This is a genomic window from Nesterenkonia sp. AN1, assembly GCF_000582475.1.
Lineage (GTDB): Bacteria > Actinomycetota > Actinomycetes > Actinomycetales > Micrococcaceae > Nesterenkonia > Nesterenkonia aurantiaca.
In genome coordinates this window covers 101,998-121,876 of record NZ_JEMO01000020.1, presented here as the reverse complement: position 1 = coordinate 121,876, position 19,879 = coordinate 101,998, and the positions used below count along the sequence as shown (strand labels likewise).

Here is a 19,879-nt window from a genome sequence, read left to right as displayed (position 1 = left end):
CCGTGCATCTGAGGCCTTGATCCCACTCAACTGCTCGTAGAATCCGCCCCTCAACGTCAGGGAGGGGTCAGCGGCTCAGCTGCAGGTGTGGGATCCCCTCAGGTTCGAAGCCGAAGATCTGGCCGTAGAAGCTCAGCGCAGCCTCGAAGCTGGTGATGATGTTCTCGGCCTTGCGGAACCCGTGCTGCTCCCCGGCGAAGAGCAGGTACCCATGCGGGATGGACTTCGCCGCGAGCGCATCGCGGAACATCTCGGCCTGGTTCGGCGGGACGATCGGGTCCTCGTCGCCCTGAAGCAGCAGCACCGGGCAGCTCAGGGTGTCCACATGGTTCAGCGGCGCCCGCTCGCGGTAGAGCGCTGCGGCCTCCGGGTAAGGGCCGACGAGCCCATCCAGGTAGCGGGACTCGAAGTCGTGGGTGTCCTCGGCCAGCGCGACCAGATCAGCCACCCCGAAGCTGGAGACCCCTGCGGCGAAGGTCTCGGTGCGGGTCAGGCAGGCCAGGGTGGTCCATCCCCCTGCGCTGCCGCCCTCGATCCCCAGCCGACGCGGATCAGCGATCCCTTCCCTCACCAGGTGTTCCATGACCGCGACGGTGTCCTCCACGTCCACCACGCCCCATTGGCCCTTGAGCCGTTCGCGGTAGGCCCGGCCGAAACCGGTGGATCCGCCATAGTTGATGTCCACCACGCCGAGTCCGCGCGAGGTGTAGTAGGCGATTCCCAGTGAGAGTCCGACGGCGGCCTGGCCGGTGGGCCCGCCGTGCACCTGGGCGATGAAGGGTGGCAGCTCACCCGCCGGAGCAGCGAATCCCTCCTGGCGCGGCCGGTAGAGCACCGCATGGATCTCCTGCCCTGAGGCGTCGTGCACCGTGATCGGCTCGGGCACCGGCAGCAGCCCGGGCTCGGGAGCGTCCTGTCGGGAGGAGCGGACGACGTCGAGGCTCTCCACCGTCCACTGCCCCTCGTTCACCACGAGCTGACCCGCACTGATCGCAGGGAACTCGGTCCTCGAGGAGCCATGCAGCGCGAGTGCGCCGTCCTCGCGCAGGCTCACCCCGGAGATGGCGGTATGCGGCAGCGCGACCGGCGAGACCGTGCCGTCACGCAGGTTCAGCACGCCCAGCGAGTCGGTGGCGGTTCCATGGACGCACAGGGCGTGATCGGCGTCGATCGGGGTGACCCAGCGCTGGCCCAGCTGCCAGAGCGGCCCGGCGTACTCCTGCTCATCGACCAGCAGCTGGCGCGGCGTCTCTGCCGGGGCGGCGCCAGCCGAAGCGGCGCCGTGGGACGCGGCGCCGCTTGGAGTGCTGAGCTGAGTCCCGGTCTGCACCATCCAGGGGTTCCACCACCCGGAACGGTCGCTGAGGTAGAGCAGTTCCCCGTCGCGACGCCACTGGGGCTGCAGCACCGAGACCTCGGGGCCGCCGTCGAGGACCTGATCCTCGACCACGATCCCGCCGGCGACTTGGCCCACGTGCAGCGCGGTGCCGTCCCAGGGCATCTGCGGGTGTTCCCAGGAGATCCAGGCCAGCTGGGTCCCATCCGGTGAGAGCTGCGGGTGTGCGACGAACCGCGAGGACGGGGTCACCTTGCGCACCGCAAGCTGGTCCTCGGCGGCCGAACCGTCCAGCGGAAGCGCCGCGATATAGCGTTCGATGCGCGCCGCGCCCGCTGAGTCCTCACCCCCGAGGTGTTCCTCGCAGATCCACCACACCTCCATGGTGCCGTCGGCGAGAGAGACCGCGGTGGGCTGCGCCCAGCGCAGCGAGGGTCCGCCGGCGGCGGGGATCTCGGCACCCACCGGACTGATCGGCTGCGGGGTCGCGCCCTCGACGAAGGCGTAGACCCGCTGGTCGGTGAAGTTCACGAACAACACCAGCGGATCCCGGGAACCAGACTGCTGGGAGCCGGCCTGCTCCGGGACGGCGCCGAGGGGCGGGGCTGTCGAGGCCGGCGGGCCGGCGGGCAGCGCGATCCACGAGGAGCCGCCGTATTCGTGGACCCGGGACCGGGCGTGAACGGGGCCGGCAGCACACTCACGGTGCGGGCGCGCGCGGCAGGGGTCCGGCGAGCCGCGTCGTCGTCATGCTCCGCGGCCGCCAGCGGGTCTGCATCGGTCCGCACGATGGTCTGTCGGCCGCCTCGGCGGCGAGGGACTCGCTCCACCAGAGCTGGGCACCGACCCACTGTGGGGAGCCCAGCCGGTTGCCGCCCACCGCCAGCTGTTCGGCAGAGATCGTCGACGGCCAGGATCCATGAGGAAGGGTTGTCACCATGGCGACAGTGTAGGACACCCCACCCACACGTTGAGGGGCGGAATCTCCGGGTATTCAGTCCCCGAAACCCACTCAACTGCTCGCAGAATCAGCCCCTCAACGAGAGGGGGAAGAGGGGCCCGACTCAGCGGGCGGGGGGCTGGGACTCGTTCTCGGTGGGCGGGGTCGTGGGCGCCGGGCCGAAGCGGGCCTCGGCCGCGGCGTCGCGGGAGCGCTGCTGCGAGGCTGAGATCTCGGCCTCGGTGATCTCGCCGGGGAACTCCGCTTCGTCCTCGCCGTACTCGGCCTCCACCTGCGCCCGGTACTTCATCCGGCGCATGCGCTTGACCAGGTCACGGACCACCACGATGAGCAGCACCACGACCAGGGCGGTGAAGAGGAAGCCTTCGATCCCCGGGGTGATGTCAGCCTCTTCCAGCCCAGGACGGAGCTCGGGGGCGTCACCGCCGCCCCCACCTGGCCACGGGTTGTTGACCGAGGGAATTAGAACCACAGGTGTCTCTGCCTTTGAACGTCGTCAGTCCTGATGGACCGGGCTTATCCGGCAGCCGCCGAGGGCGACCGGTGAGTCAAGTCTACGCGTTGTAGAAATCCAGCGAGGAACCGAGACCTCAGCGCAGACCGCTGAACAGGTCCTGCTCCGGCAGCTGCGTCTCCACCCGGGAATCGACCAGGACGTAGTCGTCGTAGGGCCAGACCTCGCGCAGGAAGTCGTTCGGGGTGGCGAAGAAGAACCCGTCGGGCTCGACCTGGGTGCGGTGGGCGCGCAGCGCGCGGTCGCGATGCTCCAGGAAGGTGCCCACCGGGATCTGGGTGGTGACCTCATGCTCGGTCATCCATGGAATCGACCCATCCCGGAAGCGCAGCAGCCGATCCCCATAGGGGGACTTGTGCCCGGCCTCGACCAGGGCCTTGTGGATCGCCTCGAACCGTCCTGGGTTGAAGGCGCGGTCGTAGTAGAGCTTCTGTGGCTCCCAGGCCTCGCCGAGGCCCTGGTATCGCGTGGGGTCTCCTGCGGTCCGGTAGGCCTCCACGGTGATCTTGTGGCTCATGATGTGATCCGGGTGAGGGTACCCGCCGACCTCGTCGTAGGAGAGGATCACATGCGGCCGGAAGCGGCGGATCAGGCGCACCAGTGGAGCGGCGGCCTGCTCGAGGGGCAGCGTCGCGAAGCTGCCGAAGGGCAGCGGCGGTGTCGGGTCCCCCTCAGGCAGCCCGGAGTCAGCGAAGCCCAGCCAGACATGGGAGACGTCCAGCGCCTTGGCCGCCTCGGCCATCTCCATCCGGCGCACGCCGGGGAGGTCACGGTGGGTCTGCAGGATCTCGCCGGCCTCGGGGTTCAGCAGGTCGCCCTGCTCGCCGCCGGTGGCGGTGGCCACCATGACCTCAGCCCCGGCGGCCGCATAGGCCGCCATCATGGCGGCACCCTTGGAGGACTCGTCATCGGGGTGGGCATGCACGGCCAGCATGCGCAGACCGGAGGATCTCGGAAGGCTCTGCGCCTTGGCGCCGTCTACCGCCGCCGCGACCACCTCGGCACTGATCCCGGCACCGACCTCGGGGCTGCCGCCGTCGCCATGATGGGCGCCGCCGGCGTGCCCGGCGCGGGAATTCAACGGACCCGAGGAGCGGGTGGTGCGGTCCGGTAAGGACTTCTGGGAGAAGGTGCGGTGTGAGCTCTGCATAAGCACCTAGAATAGTCCTGATGACTGAGTCCAGCACCACCGACGCCGCTGCCTCCACCGAGCTGGAGTCCCGCTACGGCGCCCCGCGGCGCAGCGTGTCGGCGAAGTCTCAACGCTGGATGATCCTCGGCGCGCTGGTTCTGCCTTCGGCGCGATCGTCTACTTCACCCTTGGCAACGCGGTCGGTCAGCTCACCCACAACGACGTCGGCTACACGATCACCTCCGACACCGAGGCCTCGGTAGACTTCGAAGTCTCCAAGGACCAGGATGCTACGGTTCAATGCATGATCCACGTGCTGGACAATAGTTACGCGGTCGTCGGAGCACGGGTGGTCACCATCGGTCCCCACGAGGGGTCAAGCCCAGGAGATCGCAGCGAGTATTACCGCACCGATCTGCGGACCGAGTCCCGCGGAGTCACCGGAGTGGTGGACTCCTGCTGGCAGCTCGAATGACCCCCCGCGCACGACTTGCATCACCCATAGAGCTCTAGCAGACGGGCTCCACACCCTCATAGGGGCCTGTCCATGAAACCCGACTCTCTCTTCTTCCGACTCCGCGGCGTGATCGCGCTCGTGCTGCTGCTCTGCTTCGTCGCAGCCTTCGTGCTCAGCGCCTGCGGCTCTGCGGCAGGGATCAACACAGATGAGGGCCGCAGCGTGAACGTACTCGCGGCACCTTCCACGGCACCCGCGCTTCAGGCGCTCGATGCAGACCTTCAAGAACGGCAGAGCGGCGTCTCCACCCAGGTGGAGTACCTCGACGCCGAGGCGCTGCAGCGCAGGATCGATTCCGGGCACGAGGCAGACCTCGTGCTCACCGCCTCACGGGAGCAGATGCAGGCGCTCAGGCGTCAGGGCAGCATCGAGGGTGATCCGCTCCCGATGGCGAGCAACCGCCTGGTGCTGGTCGCCACGGCGGAGAACCCCTCGGACATCTTGGATTTCGAGGACTTCTCCGCCCGCTCCTCCGAGCTGAGGGTGAGCACCTGCACCGGGGACGCTCCCTGCACCGAGCAGATCACCGAACTCTCCGGCGACTTCGATCTGGACCTGAAGCACGAAGACTCCCGTGTCGCTCGTGCCGGCTTCTCCGCTGAGCCGGAGAGCGCCCTGCAGAACCTCATCCAGGGCGAGAGCGATGTTGCTCTGGCCTATGTCACCGACGTGCTGGCCCAGGACGCACCGCTGCAGACCTTCGAGATCCCGCAGTTCCAGCACAGCACCACGCAGGTCTGGGCGGGAGTGCTCGCCGATCCGCAGAGCCCTGGAGCTGCCAATGAGTTCTTCGGGATACTCGCCGGGGAACAGGCGCGTTCAGCCTTCAGCGGAGCAGGCTTCCTTCCCGCGCCTGTCGCGGAAGCTGGGGCCAGTTCCGAAGAATAGCCACGGTCCTGATTGAGAATCCGGAGCACCCCCACTAGCATGTGGGGAACGCATCAACACCCCGCCGAGGCATGTTCCGGGCTGAAGGGCCGAAGCACCATGCCGACCTCCGGCGGGGTCTTTGCATGAATAAGGAGAGATGAACCGTGTCAACGCACACCCCCGAGATCGACGAGAACGCTCAGTGGCTGACCCAGGAGGCCTACGATCGGCTGGAAGGCGAGCTCAAGCACCTCAGCGGACCCGGTCGCCAGGAGATCGTTGACCGCATCGAGTCTGCCCGCGAAGAGGGAGACCTCAAGGAGAACGGCGGCTACCACGCCGCGAAGGAGGAGCAGGGCAAGGCTGAGGCGCGCATCCGCTACCTCAAGGACCTGCTGGAGAACGCCTATGTCGGCGAGGCTCCCACCGGTGACACCGTGGTGCCCGGAATGCTCGTGGAGGCCAAGATCGCGGGCAACACCATGAAGTTCCTCTTCGGCAACCGCGAGATCGCCGGAGACACCGACCTCGAGGTCTACTCCGAGCGCTCCCCCATCGGCGAGGCGATCAACGGCGCCAAGCCCGGAGACAAGCTCAGCTACTCCGCGCCCAACGGCAAGGACATCCCGGTGGAGATCCTCTCCGCCGAGCCCTTCGGCGGCTGAGAGCCACACCCAGCAACACGACGGGCGCGCCCCACCTTGAGACTCCTCAGGGTGGGGGCCGCCGCCGTCCTTGTGCGGTGAGCTTCCGGGCCGGCCCAGCGGGCCGCTGGCGTCAGTGCTGCGGGACCATGGGTTCGTAGCCCTGGGCGCGCAGCCGGTTGAGCACACGCTCGGAGTGCTCGGCACCCTTGGTCTCCATGTTGATCACGATCGAGACCTCCCCCATGGAGAGCGCACCTCCGATCCGGCTGTGGTCGACCCCGGTGACGTTCGCGTCGGCATCGGCGATGATCTGGGAGATCGTGGCCAGTTCGCCGGGAAGATCTTTCAACATCAGCTTCACGGTGAGGAACCGGTCGGCGGCGGAGAGGCCGTGCTGGATCACGCGCAGCATCAGCATCGGGTCGATGTTTCCGCCGGAGAGCACGGCCACCACGTTCTTGGACTCGATGCCCAGCTCGGTGAGCTTGCCCTCCATCAGCGCGGCCACCGGCACGGCACCAGCGGGCTCCACGACCATCTTGGAGCGCTCCAGCAGGAAGATCAGCGCCCGGGCGATCGCGTCCTCGCTGACCGTCACGACCTCATCGACCAGGTCCTTGATGATCTCGAACGGGATCTCGCCGGGACGGCCCACGGCGATCCCGTCGGCGATGGTGCGCACCCCCTTGATCGGGACCAGCGCGTCGGCTGCGAGCGAGGGCGGGTAGGCGGCGGCGTTCTCGGCCTGGACGCCGATGATCCTGACCTCTCGGCCCAGCCTCGCGGCCTGCTGCTTGATCGCCACGGCGGAGCCGGCCAGCAGGCCGCCACCGCCGATGCCCATGATCACGGTGTCAACCTCGGGCTCCTGCTCCAGGATCTCGAGACCGATGGTCCCCTGTCCGGCGACGACGTCGGTGTTGTTGAACGGGTGGATGAAGACCGAGCCGGTCTCATCCGAGTGTCGCTGCGCCTCGGCCAGGGCCTCGTCCACGTTGGAGCCGTGCAGGATGACCTCTGCGCCGTGGTCCCGGGTGGCGGCCAGCTTCGGCAGCGCCACACCGTGCGGCATGTAGATCTTCGCGGTGATGCCCAGCTTCTTCGCCGCCAGGGCCACGCCCTGGGCGTGATTGCCCGCGGAGGCTGCGACGACGCCGCGAGACTTCTCCTCCTCGGAGAGCCGCGCCATGCGCACATAGGCCCCGCGCACCTTGAAGGAGCCGGCGCGCTGAAGGTTCTCGGCCTTCAGGTGCACGGTGGCCCCCACCAGGCGGCCCAGCGCACGGGAGTGCTCCATCGGGGTGCACACGATGATGTCAGAGAGCAGCTTCTGAGCGGCTTCGATGTCCTCGAGCTGCACGCTCAGCTGGGCGCCCGGGCGGTCCTCCGCCTCGGAGTGGTGCTGGATCTGTGTCATTCTCTTGTGCCCCCATCCTCAGACCGGGTGTCGTCTCGGGTCTGTGTTCGAGTCTCTGTTCCCGACTGCGCTCCTCTGCCGTGGTCAGTCTCCTCGGCATCGGGATGCGGGCGGGTGCCGGCAGCGGTGTGCGTCTCGGTGCGGGTCACCTGAGCCTCGGAGGAGTCCCCACGGCGCCCGAATCCACGCCGCTCCGGATCCAGCCCGGGGATGGTCTCCTTGAACCGTCGGGTGATGTTCGCCAGCGAGGCCTGTTCCTCGGCCTCCTGGACCTCCTTCTGGGCGGCGCGTCTGACCGCCTCCTCCTTCTCCAGCTTCTCCATCGCCTTGGCCTCAGGGTCGCCGCGCCATTCCTCCTTCACGAGGTATCGGGTGGCTCGGGTGACGAAGGCCAGGACCGGCACGGCGAAGAGCGCGCCGACGATGCCCAGCAAGGTGGTGCCGGCGGTCACCGCGAGGATCACTGCCAGCGGGTGCAGCCGCACTGCCTTGCCCATCACGATGGGCTGCAGGATGTTGGACTCGATCTGCTGGACCAGCAGCACCACGCCGACCATCAGCAGCGCATTGCCCAGTCCGTTGGCCACCAGGGCGAGGATCACGGCGACGGCGCCGGTGACCACGGCGCCGACGATCGGGATGAAGGAGCCCAGGAAGACCAGCACGGCCACCGGCAGCGCCAGTGGCACGCCCAGCAGAGCCGCACCGACGCCGATGCCCACCGCGTCGACCCCGGCCACAAAGACCTGCACGCGCATATAGGAGCCCAGCGCGGTCCAGCCGCGGCGCCCGGCCCCGTGGATGGCGGGGCGGTGCTTGCCGGGGGCGAAGAAGACCAGGAAGTCCCAGATCTTGCGGCCATCGGCCAGGAAGAAGATCAGCGTGAACAGGGCCAGGATGCCGCCGACCACGATGTTGCCGGCGGTGGAGCCCAGCGCCATGGCTCCACCCAGGATCGCGTCGGAGTTGTCCTGCAGGTAGGTCAGGCCTTCTTCCAGGCCCTGGTTGATCTGCTCGGTCGAGATCTCGATGTTGAAGCCTGCGGCGGTCTCCTCCGCGAGGGCGACCAGCTCGAAGAGGCCCTCCTCGACCTGGGTCGCCATCTCGGCGAAGCCGGTGACCAGCTGCTGGCCGACGAGGGTGAGGAGCCCGGCGACGAAGCCGATGAGCACCAGCAGCGTGGTGATCGCGGCGAGTACGCGCGGGAACTTCCACTTCACGAAGACGTTGTGCAGCGGGCGCAGCAGCGTGGCCAGCAGGGCGGCCACCAGCAGCGGGATCAGCAGCAGCGAGATGTGGCTGAGCAGCCAGATCAGCACGCCCGCGAAGAGCAGGATGATGATGACGCGCCAGGACCAGGCGGCAGCGATCCGGATGCCCCAGGGCACGTCGTCCTGGATTCGCTGTTCCTCGGCCATCCGGGGAGGGACGTCCTCTTCCATCAGCTCGAGCTTTTCAACAGTGTTCATTGCTACATCCTGCCATGGCAACCAGGGGGTGAAACGACGACGGGCCCGCCGGATGCTAGCGGCATCGGGCGGGCCCGTCGTCTCTTGCGGGAAGTCAGTTCCTCGGCGCTCGGCGGCGTGGGAAGGACTCGGTTCTCGGGTGTTCCTATTCAGTCATCGAGCGCAGGATCGCGATCACGCGAAGGATCTCGATGTAGAGCCACACCAGGGAGACGGTGAGTCCGAAGGCGGCGGCCCAGCCGTACTTCTGCGAGACACCGGCCTCCACACCTTCCTGGATGTTGGTGAAGTCCATGACCAGGGAATAGGTGGCCAGCAGGATGGCGAAGGCGCCGATGGCGACACCCATCCAGCCCGCGCGCAGACCGAACATGCCGATGTCGGTGAACATCACAAGACCGAAGTTCATCAGCGAGAACACCGCGTAGCCGATGATCGCGACGAAGAACATCTTGTTCAGCTTCGGGGTGGCGCGGACCTTGCCGGACTTGAACAGCGCCAGCACGGTGCCGAAGACTGCCAGTGTGGCCATGACCGCCTGAACGGCGATCCCGGGGAACATGGCCTCCATGACCATGGTGAAGGCACCGAGGAAGAAGCCCTGGGTGGCCGAGTAGGCCAGGATCAGGGCCGGGTTCGGCTCCTTCTTGAACGCGTTGGCCAGGCCGAGACCGAAGCCAGCCAGGGCGGCGACCAGCGCCAGCCCCATGATCGCGCCGGGCATCACCAGACCGAGCGCCACGGCTCCGGCCGCGCCGAGCAGCACGACGGCGAAGCTGGTGACGGTCTTGCGGATGACGTCGTCATAGGTCATCGCCGCACCCTGCGAGCCCGCGGCGTCAGGCAGGTTGTACTGGCGGTTCAGCTGATCCGCGCCCGCACCGCCGGCCTGCTGGCCGGGCATGCCGTACTGGGCCGCGAAGGGCTGGCCCTGGGAGGGGCTCTGGCGCGACTGCTCCGTCACGCCCTGATCGTTCATGTAGAACCGGCGCCGCTCGCGCTTCTTCTCGCTGAACTGATCAGGGAAGGCACCGGTGTTGAATATGGGGTTGGACATGTGTGACCGCACTCCTATCGGTGCTCGGGTGGATGTCTCATCGTCTGTCCCCGCAGGTCACGGCTGTCCGGCCGGTCCCATGAGAGACGAGTCCCTCAATATTCTAGCGCCATGGCCCCGGCTCAGCTGGAGATTACCCGGGAATCTGCCGCCAGCGGACGACAGGCGATCTGAGGCGCTATATTTGAACGGTGTTCAACAGATCCTCTGCGACTTCCGCATCAACTGCCCCATCCCCCGCCCCAGGATCCTCCGGTGGTGCTGCGCCCGCCGCGCCCAGCACCGGGGTGCGCAGCATCGCCCAGATGGCGATGTTCGCGGCCCTGGTCGCGGTGCTGGGCCAGCTCCCCGCCATCCCTCTGGCCGGCGGGGTCCCGATCACGCTGCAGACGCTCGGAGTGATGCTGGCCGGTGCCGTGCTGGGACCGTGGCGCGGAGCCGGGGCCATCGTGCTGCTCCACGTGCTGGTCGCAGCGGGACTGCCGCTGCTGGCTCACGGCTCCGGCGGCCTAGGGGCCTTCGCCGGTCCCAGCGCCGGCTTCGCGCTGGGCTGGATCCCCGGAGCCTTCCTGGTGGGACTGATCACCCAGGCTTCCTGGCCGCTGCGCGTCTGGCGCACCATCTTGGGCACGGTGCTCGGCGGGATCGTGGTCGTCTACGCCTGCGGGCTTCCGGTGATGGCATTCCAGATGGGACTCAGCCTGGAACAGGCCGCGCTGATCAACCTCGCGTTCCTCCCCGGTGATGCCATCAAGGCCGCGATCGCGGTGACGCTGACCCATTCCCTGGCCCGCGCCTACCCGGCACCGTTCACCCACGCGCGCAGGCGTCGGCGGTGACGCGGCCGAGGACACCGCCGTTGAGGGTCACGCCCACCGTGGGGGCGCCCCGGTGATCCCGCTCTACCAGCCGGGCACCTCGTACCTGCACCGGCTGCCGGTGGGGGCGAAATTCCTCGGAATCTTCCTGGCGGCCCTCATCGCCTCGATCTTTCGTGAAAACCTCGCGGCGCTGCTGGGAATATGGGCGCTCACCCTCACCGGCTTCCTGCTCTCCGAGATCGGACTCCGGGGCCTGCTGGCCCAGCTCTGGCGGCTCAAATGGTTGGCTCTGGTGCTGACCATCCCCCAGCTGATCTTCCTGACCCCCGCAGAGACGGGATTCAACGTGGCGCGGGTGCTTGCCGTGGTGCTGATGGCCGCCCTGTTCACGCTGACCACCGCCACCTCGGACATCCTCTCCAGCTTTGAGCGTCTCCTGCGACCGGTGGATCCGCTGCTGCTGCGCCTGGGACTCAGTGCGGAACGGATCTCCCTGGCCCTGTCCCTGACCATCCGCTCGGTGCCGCTGATCCTGTCCTTCTACGCCGACATCCGCGAGGCGCAGCGGGCCCGCGGAATGCGTCCCACCCCGCGCGCCACAGTGCTGCCGCTGCTGGTGATGAGCCTGCGCCATGCCGAGGAGACCGCCGAAGCGCTGGCTGCGCGCGGAGTCCGCTGACGCCGGGCGTGCTCGGGTCCGGCTGAAACGGGTTGAGTCCGGTTGAGTCTGGGTCAGTGCTGCTCGGGGTCCTCCCGGGCCCAGGTCTGCAGCCGCCCACACATTCCCCACAGCCGCGGCTCCGGACGGGGTTCGCCTCGGATGACCGCTGCCTCCTGAAGATGCGCGCCGTTCCCGGCACCCAGCGCGAGCAGCTGCGCCCTGGTGCGTTCGGTCTCGGCCTCGACGCTGCGCTCCCAGATCTGCTGCCAGTCCCTCACCCGCGGACGGACCAGGCCCACGGCGAGCTCGTGGAAATGCTGCATGGCCTGTGGCCCCTGGACCTCTATCCTGCTCAGCAGCTGCCGATAGCCTTCGATGGCCAGGTCCCGCCGGGCCCGCGCCGCCTCGGCCCGACCGTCCTGATCGGCCTCGGCGGGCAGCGCGACGGCGTCGCGGTAGCGCTGCGGATCGGCAAGGATCTCCTCGGGGAAGGTCAGCACCGCATCCCCGGCCTCGGGCAGTCCGGCGTTGGACATGATGACCTGCATCTGGAGCTGGTCGTGGTTGACCAGTCGATGCACCGTGCCCGGGGTGAACCAGAGCAGCGAACCGGCGGCGAGCTCATCGACGGCCGGACCGGCAGCGCTGATGGTGTGGACCTCTCCGCGACCGGAGGTCACCACATAGGCCTCGGTGGAGAGCGTGTGCAGATGCGGCGATCCGCCATGCAGCCCATCGGAGGTCTCCCAGTCATAGACACACAGCTGGCTCAGCGAGGTCCCACCGGGGAACCGTGGCAGCGAGCGGGACGGCGGGGCCTGCCCCGGTGTCTGTGCCGGGGCCTGCCCCGGTGTCTGTGCCGGGGCCTGCCCCGGTGTCTGTGCCGGGGCCTGCCCCGGTGTGTGCGCCGGTGTCTGGTGGTTCATCAGAGCGCGAACTCCTGTCCGATCTGGTTCCGCTCCTGAGATGTCAGGACCCGGGCGATGAAGACGAAGCGGTGGTGCAGTCGCAGGGTGGCGCCTGCCTGGAGCTGGATCTCCTCATCGAAGGCCGGTGACTGACTGGCCACCGCGAAGATCGAGGTGCGGGTGAACCACTTGATCGGCGGCAGCTGGGTCCCGGCGCACTCGGAGGTGCCGGCGAAGGCCATGATGGTGCCGCCGCCGTCGAGGTCGTCGTGCTCCGAGGAGAAGGCGACCCAGTCGGCCACCTGGCCCATGGTGTTCTCCTCCCCTTCGGCCCCGTTGGAGTTCACCACCTGGCAGCCGCTCCAGGACCGGGGGCCGCGCCAGAACCAGCCGGTGTATCCGGCGTTGGGGCGCCCCGCCGTCGTCGGACTGCCCAGCGGCAGGGTTCCGGTGGAGACGTTGGTGAGCTCGGTGGTCAGGTCGATGGCCCAGATTCCGCGGGCGGGGTCCAGGGAGTGCACGCGCTGGACCCGGTGCTCATCGAACCAATGCTCCCCGCGGGAGGTGATCCATTCCAGGGTCTCGTCGAAGCTGACCTCATCTCCGCCGGAGGGCTGCGTGCTGAACCCGGTGTGGTTCATCCTCCCCAGGTTGCCGCGCATCTTGTAACCGTCCTCGGCCGCGAAGGTCGGCCCGCCCCAGAAGTTCTGGTCCGCGACGTGGGACCAGGTGAACTGCAGCCCGGTGTGCCAGCGGTGGTCCCAGGGGCGGCGGACCGAGGCCTCGCCGCCGTCGAGGAACCGCAGCGGGTAGAGGTAGGGCTTCGGGGCCTCCTCCTGCGGGGAGTCCGGGTGGGTGACGTAGCGCAGGATCTCGGTGCCGGCGGCGGTCACCGCGATCTCCTTCTCCCCCGGGGTGACCTCGAAGTGTGCGGCCCCGGTCTGAGCCGAGGTGGCTGATCTGGAGTTGGCGGGGGCGGCGGAGGCGGCAGGAGTGCCGGGCGTGGCTGGCGCGGATTCGGTGTGCTGCTGATCGGTGCTCATCGGGTCAGTTCTGCTTTCCGTAGATGTAGGACTCGTCATGCATCGCGGTGTAGTAGGTGCCGTCCTGGCTCAGCTCGGAGCGCTTCACGGACTTTCCGGTCTCTGCCGACTGATACAGCGCGGCGATGAACTCCAGGGTGCGGCGCCCCTCCTCCCCGGAGGCGCGCGGCCGGACCTTGGCCTCCATGGAGTCCAGAAGCTCGGCGAGCTGCTGCCGGTGTGAGGAGGGCACGTTCTCCTGCGGCGACCATGCCTCCACGGCCGCGAGGTTCTCGGCAGCATGCGGCGCCGGAGTCCAGGTCCAGGAGCTGTTGTCATAGCCGTAGAGGTGTTCCACCTCCACGGTGGCGTCTTGGAAGTCGAAGCGCAGGTAGGAGACCTCCCGCGGTGAGATCACACTGGTGACCACGGTGGCGATGGCGCCGTTGGCGAAGCGCACGATGGCGGAGGAGAAGTCTTCGGTCTCGACCTCGCGGTCCAGCCTCTCGGCCACCGCAGTGATCTCGGTCCACTCCCCGAGGACCTCCAGGAGCAGATCGATCTGATGGATCCCGTGACCCATCGCCGGGCCTCCGCCCTCGGTGGCCCACTTCCCCCGCCAGGCACGTCGTAGTAGGCGTGCGGCCGATACCAGAGGGTGTTGCACAGCGCGACCAGGGGCCGGCCCAGGGTGGATTCAGCAACCTGCTTCTTCAGCGTCTTCGCGCCGGAGCCGAAGCGGTGCTGGTAGACGTAGGAGGCATAGGGCCCGCCCTCCACCTCCTCGGCGGCGACCGCATCGTACTCGGCCAGCGTCAGTACCGGCGGCTTCTCGCACCAGACCCAGGCGCCGGCCTGCAGGCCCTGGATGGCGGCGTCCTTATGCGCCGAGGGCGGGGTGCAGATGATCAGCAGGTCCGGAGACTCCGCATCGAGCAGCTCCTGCGCGGAGCGATATCGGCCCGCGATCCCCCACTCGTCGGCGACCTGGTCGACCCGATCAGGATCGAGGTCGGCGATGCCCACGACCTCCACGCGATCCGCGTGGGCCTTCAATGTGGGCAGGTGGGCGATGGTCGCGATCCCGCCGGCCCCGATGAGCCCGGCTCGGATCTTCGCGCTCCGGCCGGAGTGTGCGGTCTCAGACATGCGGTCTCCTCGGTGACTGTGGCAGGTGATTCATTCCAGAATGTGAACGATCACTCTGAGTGTTCCACCTGAGGTTATTGACTCCGCGGTGTGACTGTCAACACATTGGCCTGATCGGAGTGCTGAACCGGTGTGCGAGGATCGTCGTGGCGGCCGAGATCCGGCCCCGCACCCCGCCGAGGAGCAAGCACATGGCCAGCACACCCCCGCGCGCGGCCACCCTGCACGAGGTGGCCGCTCTGGCCGGGGTCTCGCACCAGACCGTCTCGCGGTTTCTGCACAATAAGGGGCCGTTCAAGCCGGCCACCATCGAGCGGGTTGAGGCGGCGATCCAGGAGCTGAACTACCGCCCGAACATGATCGCGAGATCCATGCGCACCCGGGAGACCGGGATCCTGGCCGCGATCCTGCCCTCCCCGGTCACGGCGATGCCCACCCCCACCCTCGCCGCGGCCGCCGAGCTCGCCCGGCAGAGCGGCTACTTCATGGAGATCTCGGTGATCGAGGGCCCCGCACAGGATCGCGCCCGGCGCACCCAGGAGCTGCTGGACTCCGGACGCCTTGAGGGCGTCCTGTCCCTGGGCGCACTGCCCGGCATGAGCGAGCGGCCCCGCAGCCCAGGCACGACGGCGCTCGCGATCCTCGACCAGTACGATGACCGGCTGCGCGGCATCGGCCCGCTGGCCGACGCCTCCGCGCTGCGCGAGATCATCGAGACCCTTGCCGGCATGGGACACCGCCGCTTCCTGCACATTCAGGGACCCCAGGACTGGTCCTCGGCGCGGGCCCGACGCGAAGAGTACCTACGCAGCATCGAGGACCTGGGGCTTGCCTCCCATGGCATCCGGGGCGGTGACTGGACCATCGAGTCCGGGTACGCAGCGGTCAGCGGCCTCGAAGAGGACTCCGGTGTCACCGCGGTCATCGCGGCCAACGACTACCTCGCACTGGGCGCCGTCCGCGCGGCCCACGACCGGGGGTGGCCGGTGCCCAGGCAGCTGAGCATCACCGGCTGGGATGACCTGCCGACCGCACGCTACGCCGTTCCAGCACTGTCCACCGTCGCGGTGGATCAGAGGTCGCAGGGCCGCTCGGCCATGGAGCGACTCATCGCCCTGGTCCGCAATGAGCCGGCACCGGATCCGAGCCTCCCGGTGAGTCGACTGATCCTGCGCGAATCCACCGGCCCGGCGCCTGCACCGGGGACCTGAGAGCCCACGCCATGGCCCGAGACGCGTGACGGTCTCCAGGGCTGGGAGTGAACGTTCACACTAATCGGCGAGAACGCTGCCGGTGAGTTCCGCCGCCGAGGTGGATGGGCGAGGTGAGCGCCGCGCTCCCCGGTGCCCCCAGTGGGACTCGAACCCACACTGGACCGATTTTAAGTCGGTTGCCTCTGCCGATTGGGCTATAGGGGCCGAAGGCGGGCTGTCAGTGACAGCCCGCCTTCTCGTGCTGAGTCATGGAGGACTCAGGGTCAGCCCTTGGCTGCTTCCTTGGGCTTCACGCCGCCGGCAGCTTCCTGGAACTGTCGGTAGGGGCTCTCGAGATCGCGCACCGGAGTGTAGTCCCGGCCCAGCACCAGCTCGTTGACCCAGCCGCCGATCACGCGGACCTTGCGCTCCACGGTGGGGATCGCCAGCGCGTGGTAGCCGCGGTGGGCCATCCAGGCCGGGAACCCACTGATCTTGACCTTCAGCGGGTTGCCGACGCCCTGGAACATGCCCAGTCCGGCGACAGCGCCGAGGGAGTCGTGCTTGTACTCGTTGAGCTGCCCCTGGCCGTAGCTCGCGGCCAGCAGGTTCTTCGCGAGCACCTTGGCCTGGCGGGAGGCGTGCTGCGCGTTGGGCACGCAGGTGCCGTCGGGCAGGCCGCCGCCGCTGAGGTCGGGGATCGCGGAGATGTCACCGGCGGTCCAGGCGTTCTGCAGGACCTTGCCGTCTTCGTCGGCGATCTGCAGCGTGGCGGCGCCGGTGACCCGGCCGCGCGGGTCCACCGGGAAGCCGGACTTCTTGGCGACCACGTTGGCCGCGACGCCGGCGGTCCAGACCAGAGTGTCGGATTCGAAGCGGTCGGCCTCGGACTTGTCCTTCATGTTGATCAGGCGCATCTCGCCGTCCACGACGGAGCCCAGCGAGGTGTTAAGCAGGACCTCGATGCCGCGGCCGCGCAGGTGCTCCACGACGCCGACGGCCTGATCCTCGGTGACCTCGGGCATGACCCGGCCCATGGCCTCGACCATGACGATGCGCACATCGGTCTGCCCGATGCGCGGGTTCACGGCCACGGCCGCACGGATGATGTCTTCCATCTCGGCGACGGTCTCGATTCCGGCGAAGCCGCCGCCGACCACGGTGAAGGTCAGGGCGCGGGACTTGGCCACCTCATCGGTCATCACCGAGGCGGCCTCGATGCGCTCCAGGATGTGGTTGCGCAGAGTCAGCGCCTCTTCGATGGTCTTCAGACCGATGCCGTGCTCGGCGAGACCCTCGATCGGGAAGGTCTTGGTGGTCGCACCGGCGGCCATGACGATGTCCTGGTACGGCAGTTCGACGGTCTCGCCCTGGGAGAGCTCCACGGTGGCGGTCCGGCCGTCGTGATCCACGGCGGTGACCTTGCCCGTGATGATCTCGGAGTCCTTGAGGTGGCGGCGGTGGGAGACGACCGCGTGGCGGGCCTCGATGTGGCCGCCGACGACCTCGGGAAGGAACGGCTGGTAGGTCATGTACGGCATCGGGTCGACGACGGTCACGATCCCGCCGGCGGCCTTCACCTTCTTCTGAAGCAGCTGTGCGGTGGTGAGACCGACGTAGCCGCCGCCGACGATGAGGACACGAGGTTTCGCAGAAAGCGTCTGTGGAATAGCCATATGCCTCATCATATACGTAGCTCGATGGTGGGTGGTGAGGTCACCTCAGGCCGCAGGAGCCGGGAGCAACGCTCAGCTCTGCTCCTGGCGGCGGACCAGGCGATAGTGGATCACGGCCATGGTCAGCACCGCCGCCACCAGCATCGCGGCGGCACCGATCGCCACGGGCCCGGCCCAGTCCTGTGCGGTGCTCGGCTGCCCCGGCTCCGGCATCGCGCGCGGCTCGCCCTCGGGTCCGGCCACGACGCCGGCGTCCTCGGGGATCTCGTCGGTCTCGGTCGGCTCGACCTCGCCCCGGCGATGCACGCGCACCCATTCGGCCAGGGTCGGATACTGGGCCGCTTCGAAGGCCGGGACGTCGCCGGAGACCGCCTCGGCCACGTCGAGCACTCCATGTCCATACTCCGGGTCCACCCCCTCGGCTCCCTCGGAGTCTGCGGTGGAGAGCACTCGGTGCTTGACCTCTTGGGCGCTGAGCTCCGGGTTGGCGGCCCAGACCAGGGCGGCGGCTCCGGCGACGATGGGAGAGGCTCCCGAGGTGCCGTTCCACTGCATGTAGTCATCACCAGGCATGGCTCCGACCAGGGGTTCGGAGGCGGCCGCGATCCCGATCGCGATGCCCTGGGAGGAGGAGTCCGCGCTGATCTCACGGGACTCATCGACCCCGGCCACGGCGAGCACCCCCGGGATGGTGGCGGGGGCACCGACCGAGAGGTGTCCGGAGGCACGGTTGCCGGAGGCCGCCACGACGAGCACGTCGTTCTGCTCGGCGTGGAGGAAGGCCTCATCCCAGGCCTCGGGCCATTCCTGGAAACCCGAGCCCAGGGACATGTTGATGATGTCGGCGCCGTTGTCCACGGCCCAGGTCACGGCCTCGGCGATCTGCTCCTCGGTGCCGCCGCCGTAGGGATTGGGGTCCTGGAGCAGCAGCGAGACCGAGAGCAGGGATGCTTCCGGAGCGACACCGATCACGCCGTCCTGTGGATCGGCACCCTGGGTGAGCCCGCGGGGCGCGGTGCGGGTCTCTTCGAACTCGGAGCGAGCCTCGGCGTCGACCTCGTCCTGCCAGTCCTCGCCGTAGATCTCCTCCAGCGAGGCCTCGAAGTCCTCCCACCAGTCCGCCCACTCGTCCTCGTCGAGGTCCTCGACGTCCTCATCCACCAGTGCCGCGACCGCATCGGCCTGCGCGGAGGTGCCGCGGCCGGCCGCCAGGGAGGCCACCAGCGTGCCGTGCTCGGTGGCGACCTGACCCACCGGGGCACCGCCGTCACCGGCGCCCGAGACGTCGGTGCCGCCGACCACGGCGCCGGAGAGGGTGGGGTGCCCGGAGTCCACCCCGGTGTCGATCACGGCGATGGTCATGCCCTCCCCGCGGGTGGTCTCCCAGGCCTCGGTGATGCCGTAGTCCTCGAGCCAGTACTGCTGGTCGCGCCACTCATCGGCGTGGGAGGCCGGAGCCGCGAGGATCATGCCGCTCAGACCCAGGCCGAGGGCGAGTGCGGCACCGAGGGCGCGGGAGCCGACTGTCATCCCCGGGGCTCCGCTGAAGCCGCGGAGGGCGCGCGCGCCTGAGCGTGCGCCAGGGACATCGCGATGCCGTCGAGGATGTCGTGCTCGGAGGCGACCGCAGAGACGATCCGCCCATGGGTGACCTTGTTCAGATAGTCCAGGATCGTGCCCCAGATCAGCGCGCCGGCGCCAATGACGTCGACCCGTCCGGGGTGCATGATCGGCATCTGGGCCCGCACGTCCCGGGTGGAGTGCACCAGCTGCTCCACCGACTGGTGCAGGGTGTCCAGATCAATCTCGGCGCCGTGGATCAGGTCCGGCTCGTAGTCCTCGAGCTTCAGCGCGTGGGCAGCCACGGTGGTGACGGTGCCGGCCACCCCGATGACCACCTCGGTCTCGTGCAGCGGCATCACCTCGGAGACGTTCTCCAAGAAGGAGAGCGTCTCGAAGCTGGTCATCGAGGTCTCGGTGTCGGTGGGCGGGTCGCTGCGCATATGCCGCTCGGTGAAGCGCACGCAGCCCATGTCGGTGGAGATGGCGTGCTCGACTTCGGCCGAGGTGCCGAGCACGAACTCGGTGGAACCTCCGCCGAGATCGACGACCAGGATCTTGCGCTCGGCGTCCCAGTCCAGCACCGAGGCGGCGCCGGCGAAGGACAGACCGGCCTCCTCGCTGCCGCGGATGACCTCAGGCTCCACGCCGAGCCGGTGCTTGACCCCGGCGACGAACTCGTCCCGGTTGGTCACGTCGCGGGAGGCCGAGGTGGCGACGAACCGCACCGCCTCCACATGGTGCCTGCGGATGAGCGCCCCGTAGCTGTCTACCGCCGCGAAGGTGCGTTCCAGGGCGCCGGCGGAGAACTCTCCGGTCTCGTCCACACCCTCCCCCAGGCGGACCACGGTCATCTGCCGCACCACATCCCTGACCCGGCCGCTGGCCTCGACATCGGCGATCAGCAGCCGGATGGAGTTGGTTCCGCAGTCGATGGCAGCAACTCTCATGGGGGTGTCCTTCTCCTCG

General features: G+C 68.5%; 20 protein-coding genes, 1 tRNA gene and 1 pseudogene. 7 read left to right on the top strand and 15 right to left on the bottom strand.

The annotated features are described in order from the left end of the window. Positions 1–67: 67 nt before the first annotated feature. From BG28_RS11465 to mca, 4 genes are all read right to left on the bottom strand, one after another. Positions 68–1,876 (bottom strand): prolyl oligopeptidase family serine peptidase, encoded by a 1,809-nt coding sequence (locus BG28_RS11465; protein ID WP_235181087.1) that lies wholly within the window; start codon positions 1,874–1,876, stop codon positions 68–70. 160 nt (positions 1,877–2,036) lie between these two features. Then, complete coding sequence (locus tag BG28_RS15495) at positions 2,037–2,276, bottom strand: hypothetical protein (RefSeq protein ID WP_152539283.1); 240 nt, start codon at positions 2,274–2,276, stop codon at positions 2,037–2,039. A gap of 124 nt (positions 2,277–2,400) precedes the next feature. Further along, entirely contained in the window at positions 2,401–2,769 is a 369-nt protein-coding gene (locus BG28_RS14510) for a hypothetical protein (protein ID WP_051501361.1), read from the bottom strand. 118 nt (positions 2,770–2,887) lie between these two features. Beyond that, the gene (mca, locus tag BG28_RS11455; protein ID WP_051501375.1) at positions 2,888–3,745 is read right to left on the bottom strand and encodes a mycothiol conjugate amidase Mca; all 858 of its coding nucleotides are present in this window, start codon (positions 3,743–3,745) and stop codon (positions 2,888–2,890) included. Between the two features lie 236 nt (positions 3,746–3,981). Here mca and BG28_RS16330 point away from each other — a divergent pair, with 236 nt between their 5' ends. From BG28_RS16330 to greA, 4 genes are all read left to right on the top strand, one after another. After that, the gene (locus BG28_RS16330; RefSeq protein ID WP_235181086.1) at positions 3,982–4,206 is read left to right on the top strand and encodes a hypothetical protein; all 225 of its coding nucleotides are present in this window, start codon (positions 3,982–3,984) and stop codon (positions 4,204–4,206) included. Then, on the top strand, positions 4,116–4,418 hold the full coding sequence (locus BG28_RS15055) for a DUF4307 domain-containing protein (protein WP_235181090.1): 303 nt from the start codon (positions 4,116–4,118) through the stop codon (positions 4,416–4,418). Before BG28_RS16330 ends, BG28_RS15055 begins: the two co-directional genes overlap by 91 nt. Before the next feature lie 72 nt (positions 4,419–4,490). Further along, positions 4,491–5,348: a substrate-binding domain-containing protein gene (locus BG28_RS11445; RefSeq protein WP_036476819.1), complete on the top strand. Its 858-nt coding sequence runs from the start codon at positions 4,491–4,493 to the stop codon at positions 5,346–5,348. Positions 5,349–5,494: 146 nt separating this feature from the next. Next, positions 5,495–5,995, top strand: a complete 501-nt coding sequence (greA, locus tag BG28_RS11440; RefSeq protein WP_084479677.1) for a transcription elongation factor GreA — start codon at positions 5,495–5,497, stop codon at positions 5,993–5,995. Positions 5,996–6,107: 112 nt separating this feature from the next. On the opposite strand, the gene ilvA is transcribed toward greA, so the two are convergent. From ilvA to BG28_RS11425, 3 genes are all read right to left on the bottom strand, one after another. Continuing rightward, the gene (gene ilvA / locus BG28_RS11435; RefSeq protein WP_051501360.1) at positions 6,108–7,394 is read right to left on the bottom strand and encodes a threonine ammonia-lyase; all 1,287 of its coding nucleotides are present in this window, start codon (positions 7,392–7,394) and stop codon (positions 6,108–6,110) included. Continuing rightward, positions 7,391–8,863: an AI-2E family transporter gene (locus BG28_RS11430; protein WP_051501359.1), complete on the bottom strand. Its 1,473-nt coding sequence runs from the start codon at positions 8,861–8,863 to the stop codon at positions 7,391–7,393. The genes ilvA and BG28_RS11430 overlap by 4 nt, the downstream gene beginning before the upstream one ends. Before the next feature lie 145 nt (positions 8,864–9,008). Continuing rightward, complete coding sequence (locus tag BG28_RS11425; protein ID WP_051501358.1) at positions 9,009–9,920, bottom strand: Bax inhibitor-1/YccA family protein; 912 nt, start codon at positions 9,918–9,920, stop codon at positions 9,009–9,011. Positions 9,921–10,225: 305 nt separating this feature from the next. Here BG28_RS11425 and BG28_RS11420 point away from each other — a divergent pair, with 305 nt between their 5' ends. Together BG28_RS11420 and BG28_RS11415 are read left to right on the top strand one after the other, a co-directional pair. Continuing rightward, complete coding sequence (locus BG28_RS11420; RefSeq protein ID WP_051501374.1) at positions 10,226–10,759, top strand: biotin transporter BioY; 534 nt, start codon at positions 10,226–10,228, stop codon at positions 10,757–10,759. Positions 10,760–10,811: 52 nt separating this feature from the next. Continuing rightward, positions 10,812–11,420, top strand: a complete 609-nt coding sequence (locus BG28_RS11415; protein WP_036476817.1) for an energy-coupling factor transporter transmembrane protein EcfT — start codon at positions 10,812–10,814, stop codon at positions 11,418–11,420. Positions 11,421–11,473: 53 nt separating this feature from the next. On the opposite strand, the gene BG28_RS11410 is transcribed toward BG28_RS11415, so the two are convergent. The 4 genes and pseudogenes from BG28_RS11410 to BG28_RS16320 form a co-directional block, all read right to left on the bottom strand. Further along, positions 11,474–12,328 (bottom strand): cupin domain-containing protein, encoded by an 855-nt coding sequence (locus BG28_RS11410; protein WP_152539282.1) that lies wholly within the window; start codon positions 12,326–12,328, stop codon positions 11,474–11,476. Next, the gene (locus BG28_RS11405) at positions 12,328–13,353 is read right to left on the bottom strand and encodes a PmoA family protein (RefSeq protein ID WP_084479676.1); all 1,026 of its coding nucleotides are present in this window, start codon (positions 13,351–13,353) and stop codon (positions 12,328–12,330) included. The genes BG28_RS11410 and BG28_RS11405 overlap by 1 nt, the downstream gene beginning before the upstream one ends. 4 nt (positions 13,354–13,357) lie before the next feature. Then, positions 13,358–13,915, bottom strand: a complete 558-nt coding sequence (locus tag BG28_RS16325) for a Gfo/Idh/MocA family oxidoreductase (RefSeq protein ID WP_235181085.1) — start codon at positions 13,913–13,915, stop codon at positions 13,358–13,360. Positions 13,916–14,166: 251 nt separating this feature from the next. Further along, positions 14,167–14,481 (bottom strand): annotated as a pseudogene (locus BG28_RS16320) (Gfo/Idh/MocA family protein); the annotation flags it as partial. A gap of 191 nt (positions 14,482–14,672) precedes the next feature. Here BG28_RS16320 and BG28_RS11395 point away from each other — a divergent pair. After that, positions 14,673–15,692, top strand: a complete 1,020-nt coding sequence (locus BG28_RS11395; RefSeq protein ID WP_036476814.1) for a LacI family DNA-binding transcriptional regulator — start codon at positions 14,673–14,675, stop codon at positions 15,690–15,692. Positions 15,693–15,825: 133 nt separating this feature from the next. Here BG28_RS11395 and BG28_RS11390 read toward each other — a convergent pair. The 4 genes from BG28_RS11390 to BG28_RS11375 all read right to left on the bottom strand — a co-directional run bounded on the left by BG28_RS11390 (position 15,826) and on the right by BG28_RS11375 (position 19,860). After that, positions 15,826–15,899 (bottom strand) — tRNA-Leu (locus BG28_RS11390). Positions 15,900–15,958: 59 nt separating this feature from the next. Continuing rightward, on the bottom strand, positions 15,959–17,350 hold the full coding sequence (locus tag BG28_RS11385; RefSeq protein WP_036476811.1) for an NAD(P)/FAD-dependent oxidoreductase: 1,392 nt from the start codon (positions 17,348–17,350) through the stop codon (positions 15,959–15,961). A gap of 72 nt (positions 17,351–17,422) precedes the next feature. After that, positions 17,423–18,880: a S8 family serine peptidase gene (locus BG28_RS11380; protein WP_051501357.1), complete on the bottom strand. Its 1,458-nt coding sequence runs from the start codon at positions 18,878–18,880 to the stop codon at positions 17,423–17,425. Further along, on the bottom strand, positions 18,877–19,860 hold the full coding sequence (locus BG28_RS11375) for a Ppx/GppA phosphatase family protein (protein ID WP_036476809.1): 984 nt from the start codon (positions 19,858–19,860) through the stop codon (positions 18,877–18,879). Before BG28_RS11375 ends, BG28_RS11380 begins: the two co-directional genes overlap by 4 nt. Positions 19,861–19,879 lie beyond the last annotated feature (19 nt).

Coding starts and splice junctions, on each gene's coding strand:
- BG28_RS15495 (WP_152539283.1), bottom strand. CDS start 2,276: ATGGTGACAACCCTTCCTCATGGATCCTGGCCGTCGACGATCTCTGCC.
- mca (WP_051501375.1), bottom strand. CDS start 3,745: ATGCTGGCCGTGCATGCCCACCCCGATGACGAGTCCTCCAAGGGTGCC.
- BG28_RS16330 (WP_235181086.1), top strand. CDS start 3,982: ATGACTGAGTCCAGCACCACCGACGCCGCTGCCTCCACCGAGCTGGAG.
- BG28_RS11445 (WP_036476819.1), top strand. CDS start 4,491: ATGAAACCCGACTCTCTCTTCTTCCGACTCCGCGGCGTGATCGCGCTC.
- ilvA (WP_051501360.1), bottom strand. CDS start 7,394: ATGACACAGATCCAGCACCACTCCGAGGCGGAGGACCGCCCGGGCGCC.
- BG28_RS11430 (WP_051501359.1), bottom strand. CDS start 8,863: ATGAACACTGTTGAAAAGCTCGAGCTGATGGAAGAGGACGTCCCTCCC.
- BG28_RS11425 (WP_051501358.1), bottom strand. CDS start 9,920: ATGTCCAACCCCATATTCAACACCGGTGCCTTCCCTGATCAGTTCAGC.
- BG28_RS11420 (WP_051501374.1), top strand. CDS start 10,226: ATGGCGATGTTCGCGGCCCTGGTCGCGGTGCTGGGCCAGCTCCCCGCC.
- BG28_RS11410 (WP_152539282.1), bottom strand. CDS start 12,328: ATGAACCACCAGACACCGGCGCACACACCGGGGCAGGCCCCGGCACAG.
- BG28_RS11405 (WP_084479676.1), bottom strand. CDS start 13,353: ATGAGCACCGATCAGCAGCACACCGAATCCGCGCCAGCCACGCCCGGC.
- BG28_RS16325 (WP_235181085.1), bottom strand. CDS start 13,915: ATGGGTCACGGGATCCATCAGATCGATCTGCTCCTGGAGGTCCTCGGG.
- BG28_RS11395 (WP_036476814.1), top strand. CDS start 14,673: ATGGCCAGCACACCCCCGCGCGCGGCCACCCTGCACGAGGTGGCCGCT.
- BG28_RS11385 (WP_036476811.1), bottom strand. CDS start 17,350: ATGGCTATTCCACAGACGCTTTCTGCGAAACCTCGTGTCCTCATCGTC.
- BG28_RS11380 (WP_051501357.1), bottom strand. CDS start 18,880: ATGACAGTCGGCTCCCGCGCCCTCGGTGCCGCACTCGCCCTCGGCCTG.
- BG28_RS11375 (WP_036476809.1), bottom strand. CDS start 19,860: ATGAGAGTTGCTGCCATCGACTGCGGAACCAACTCCATCCGGCTGCTG.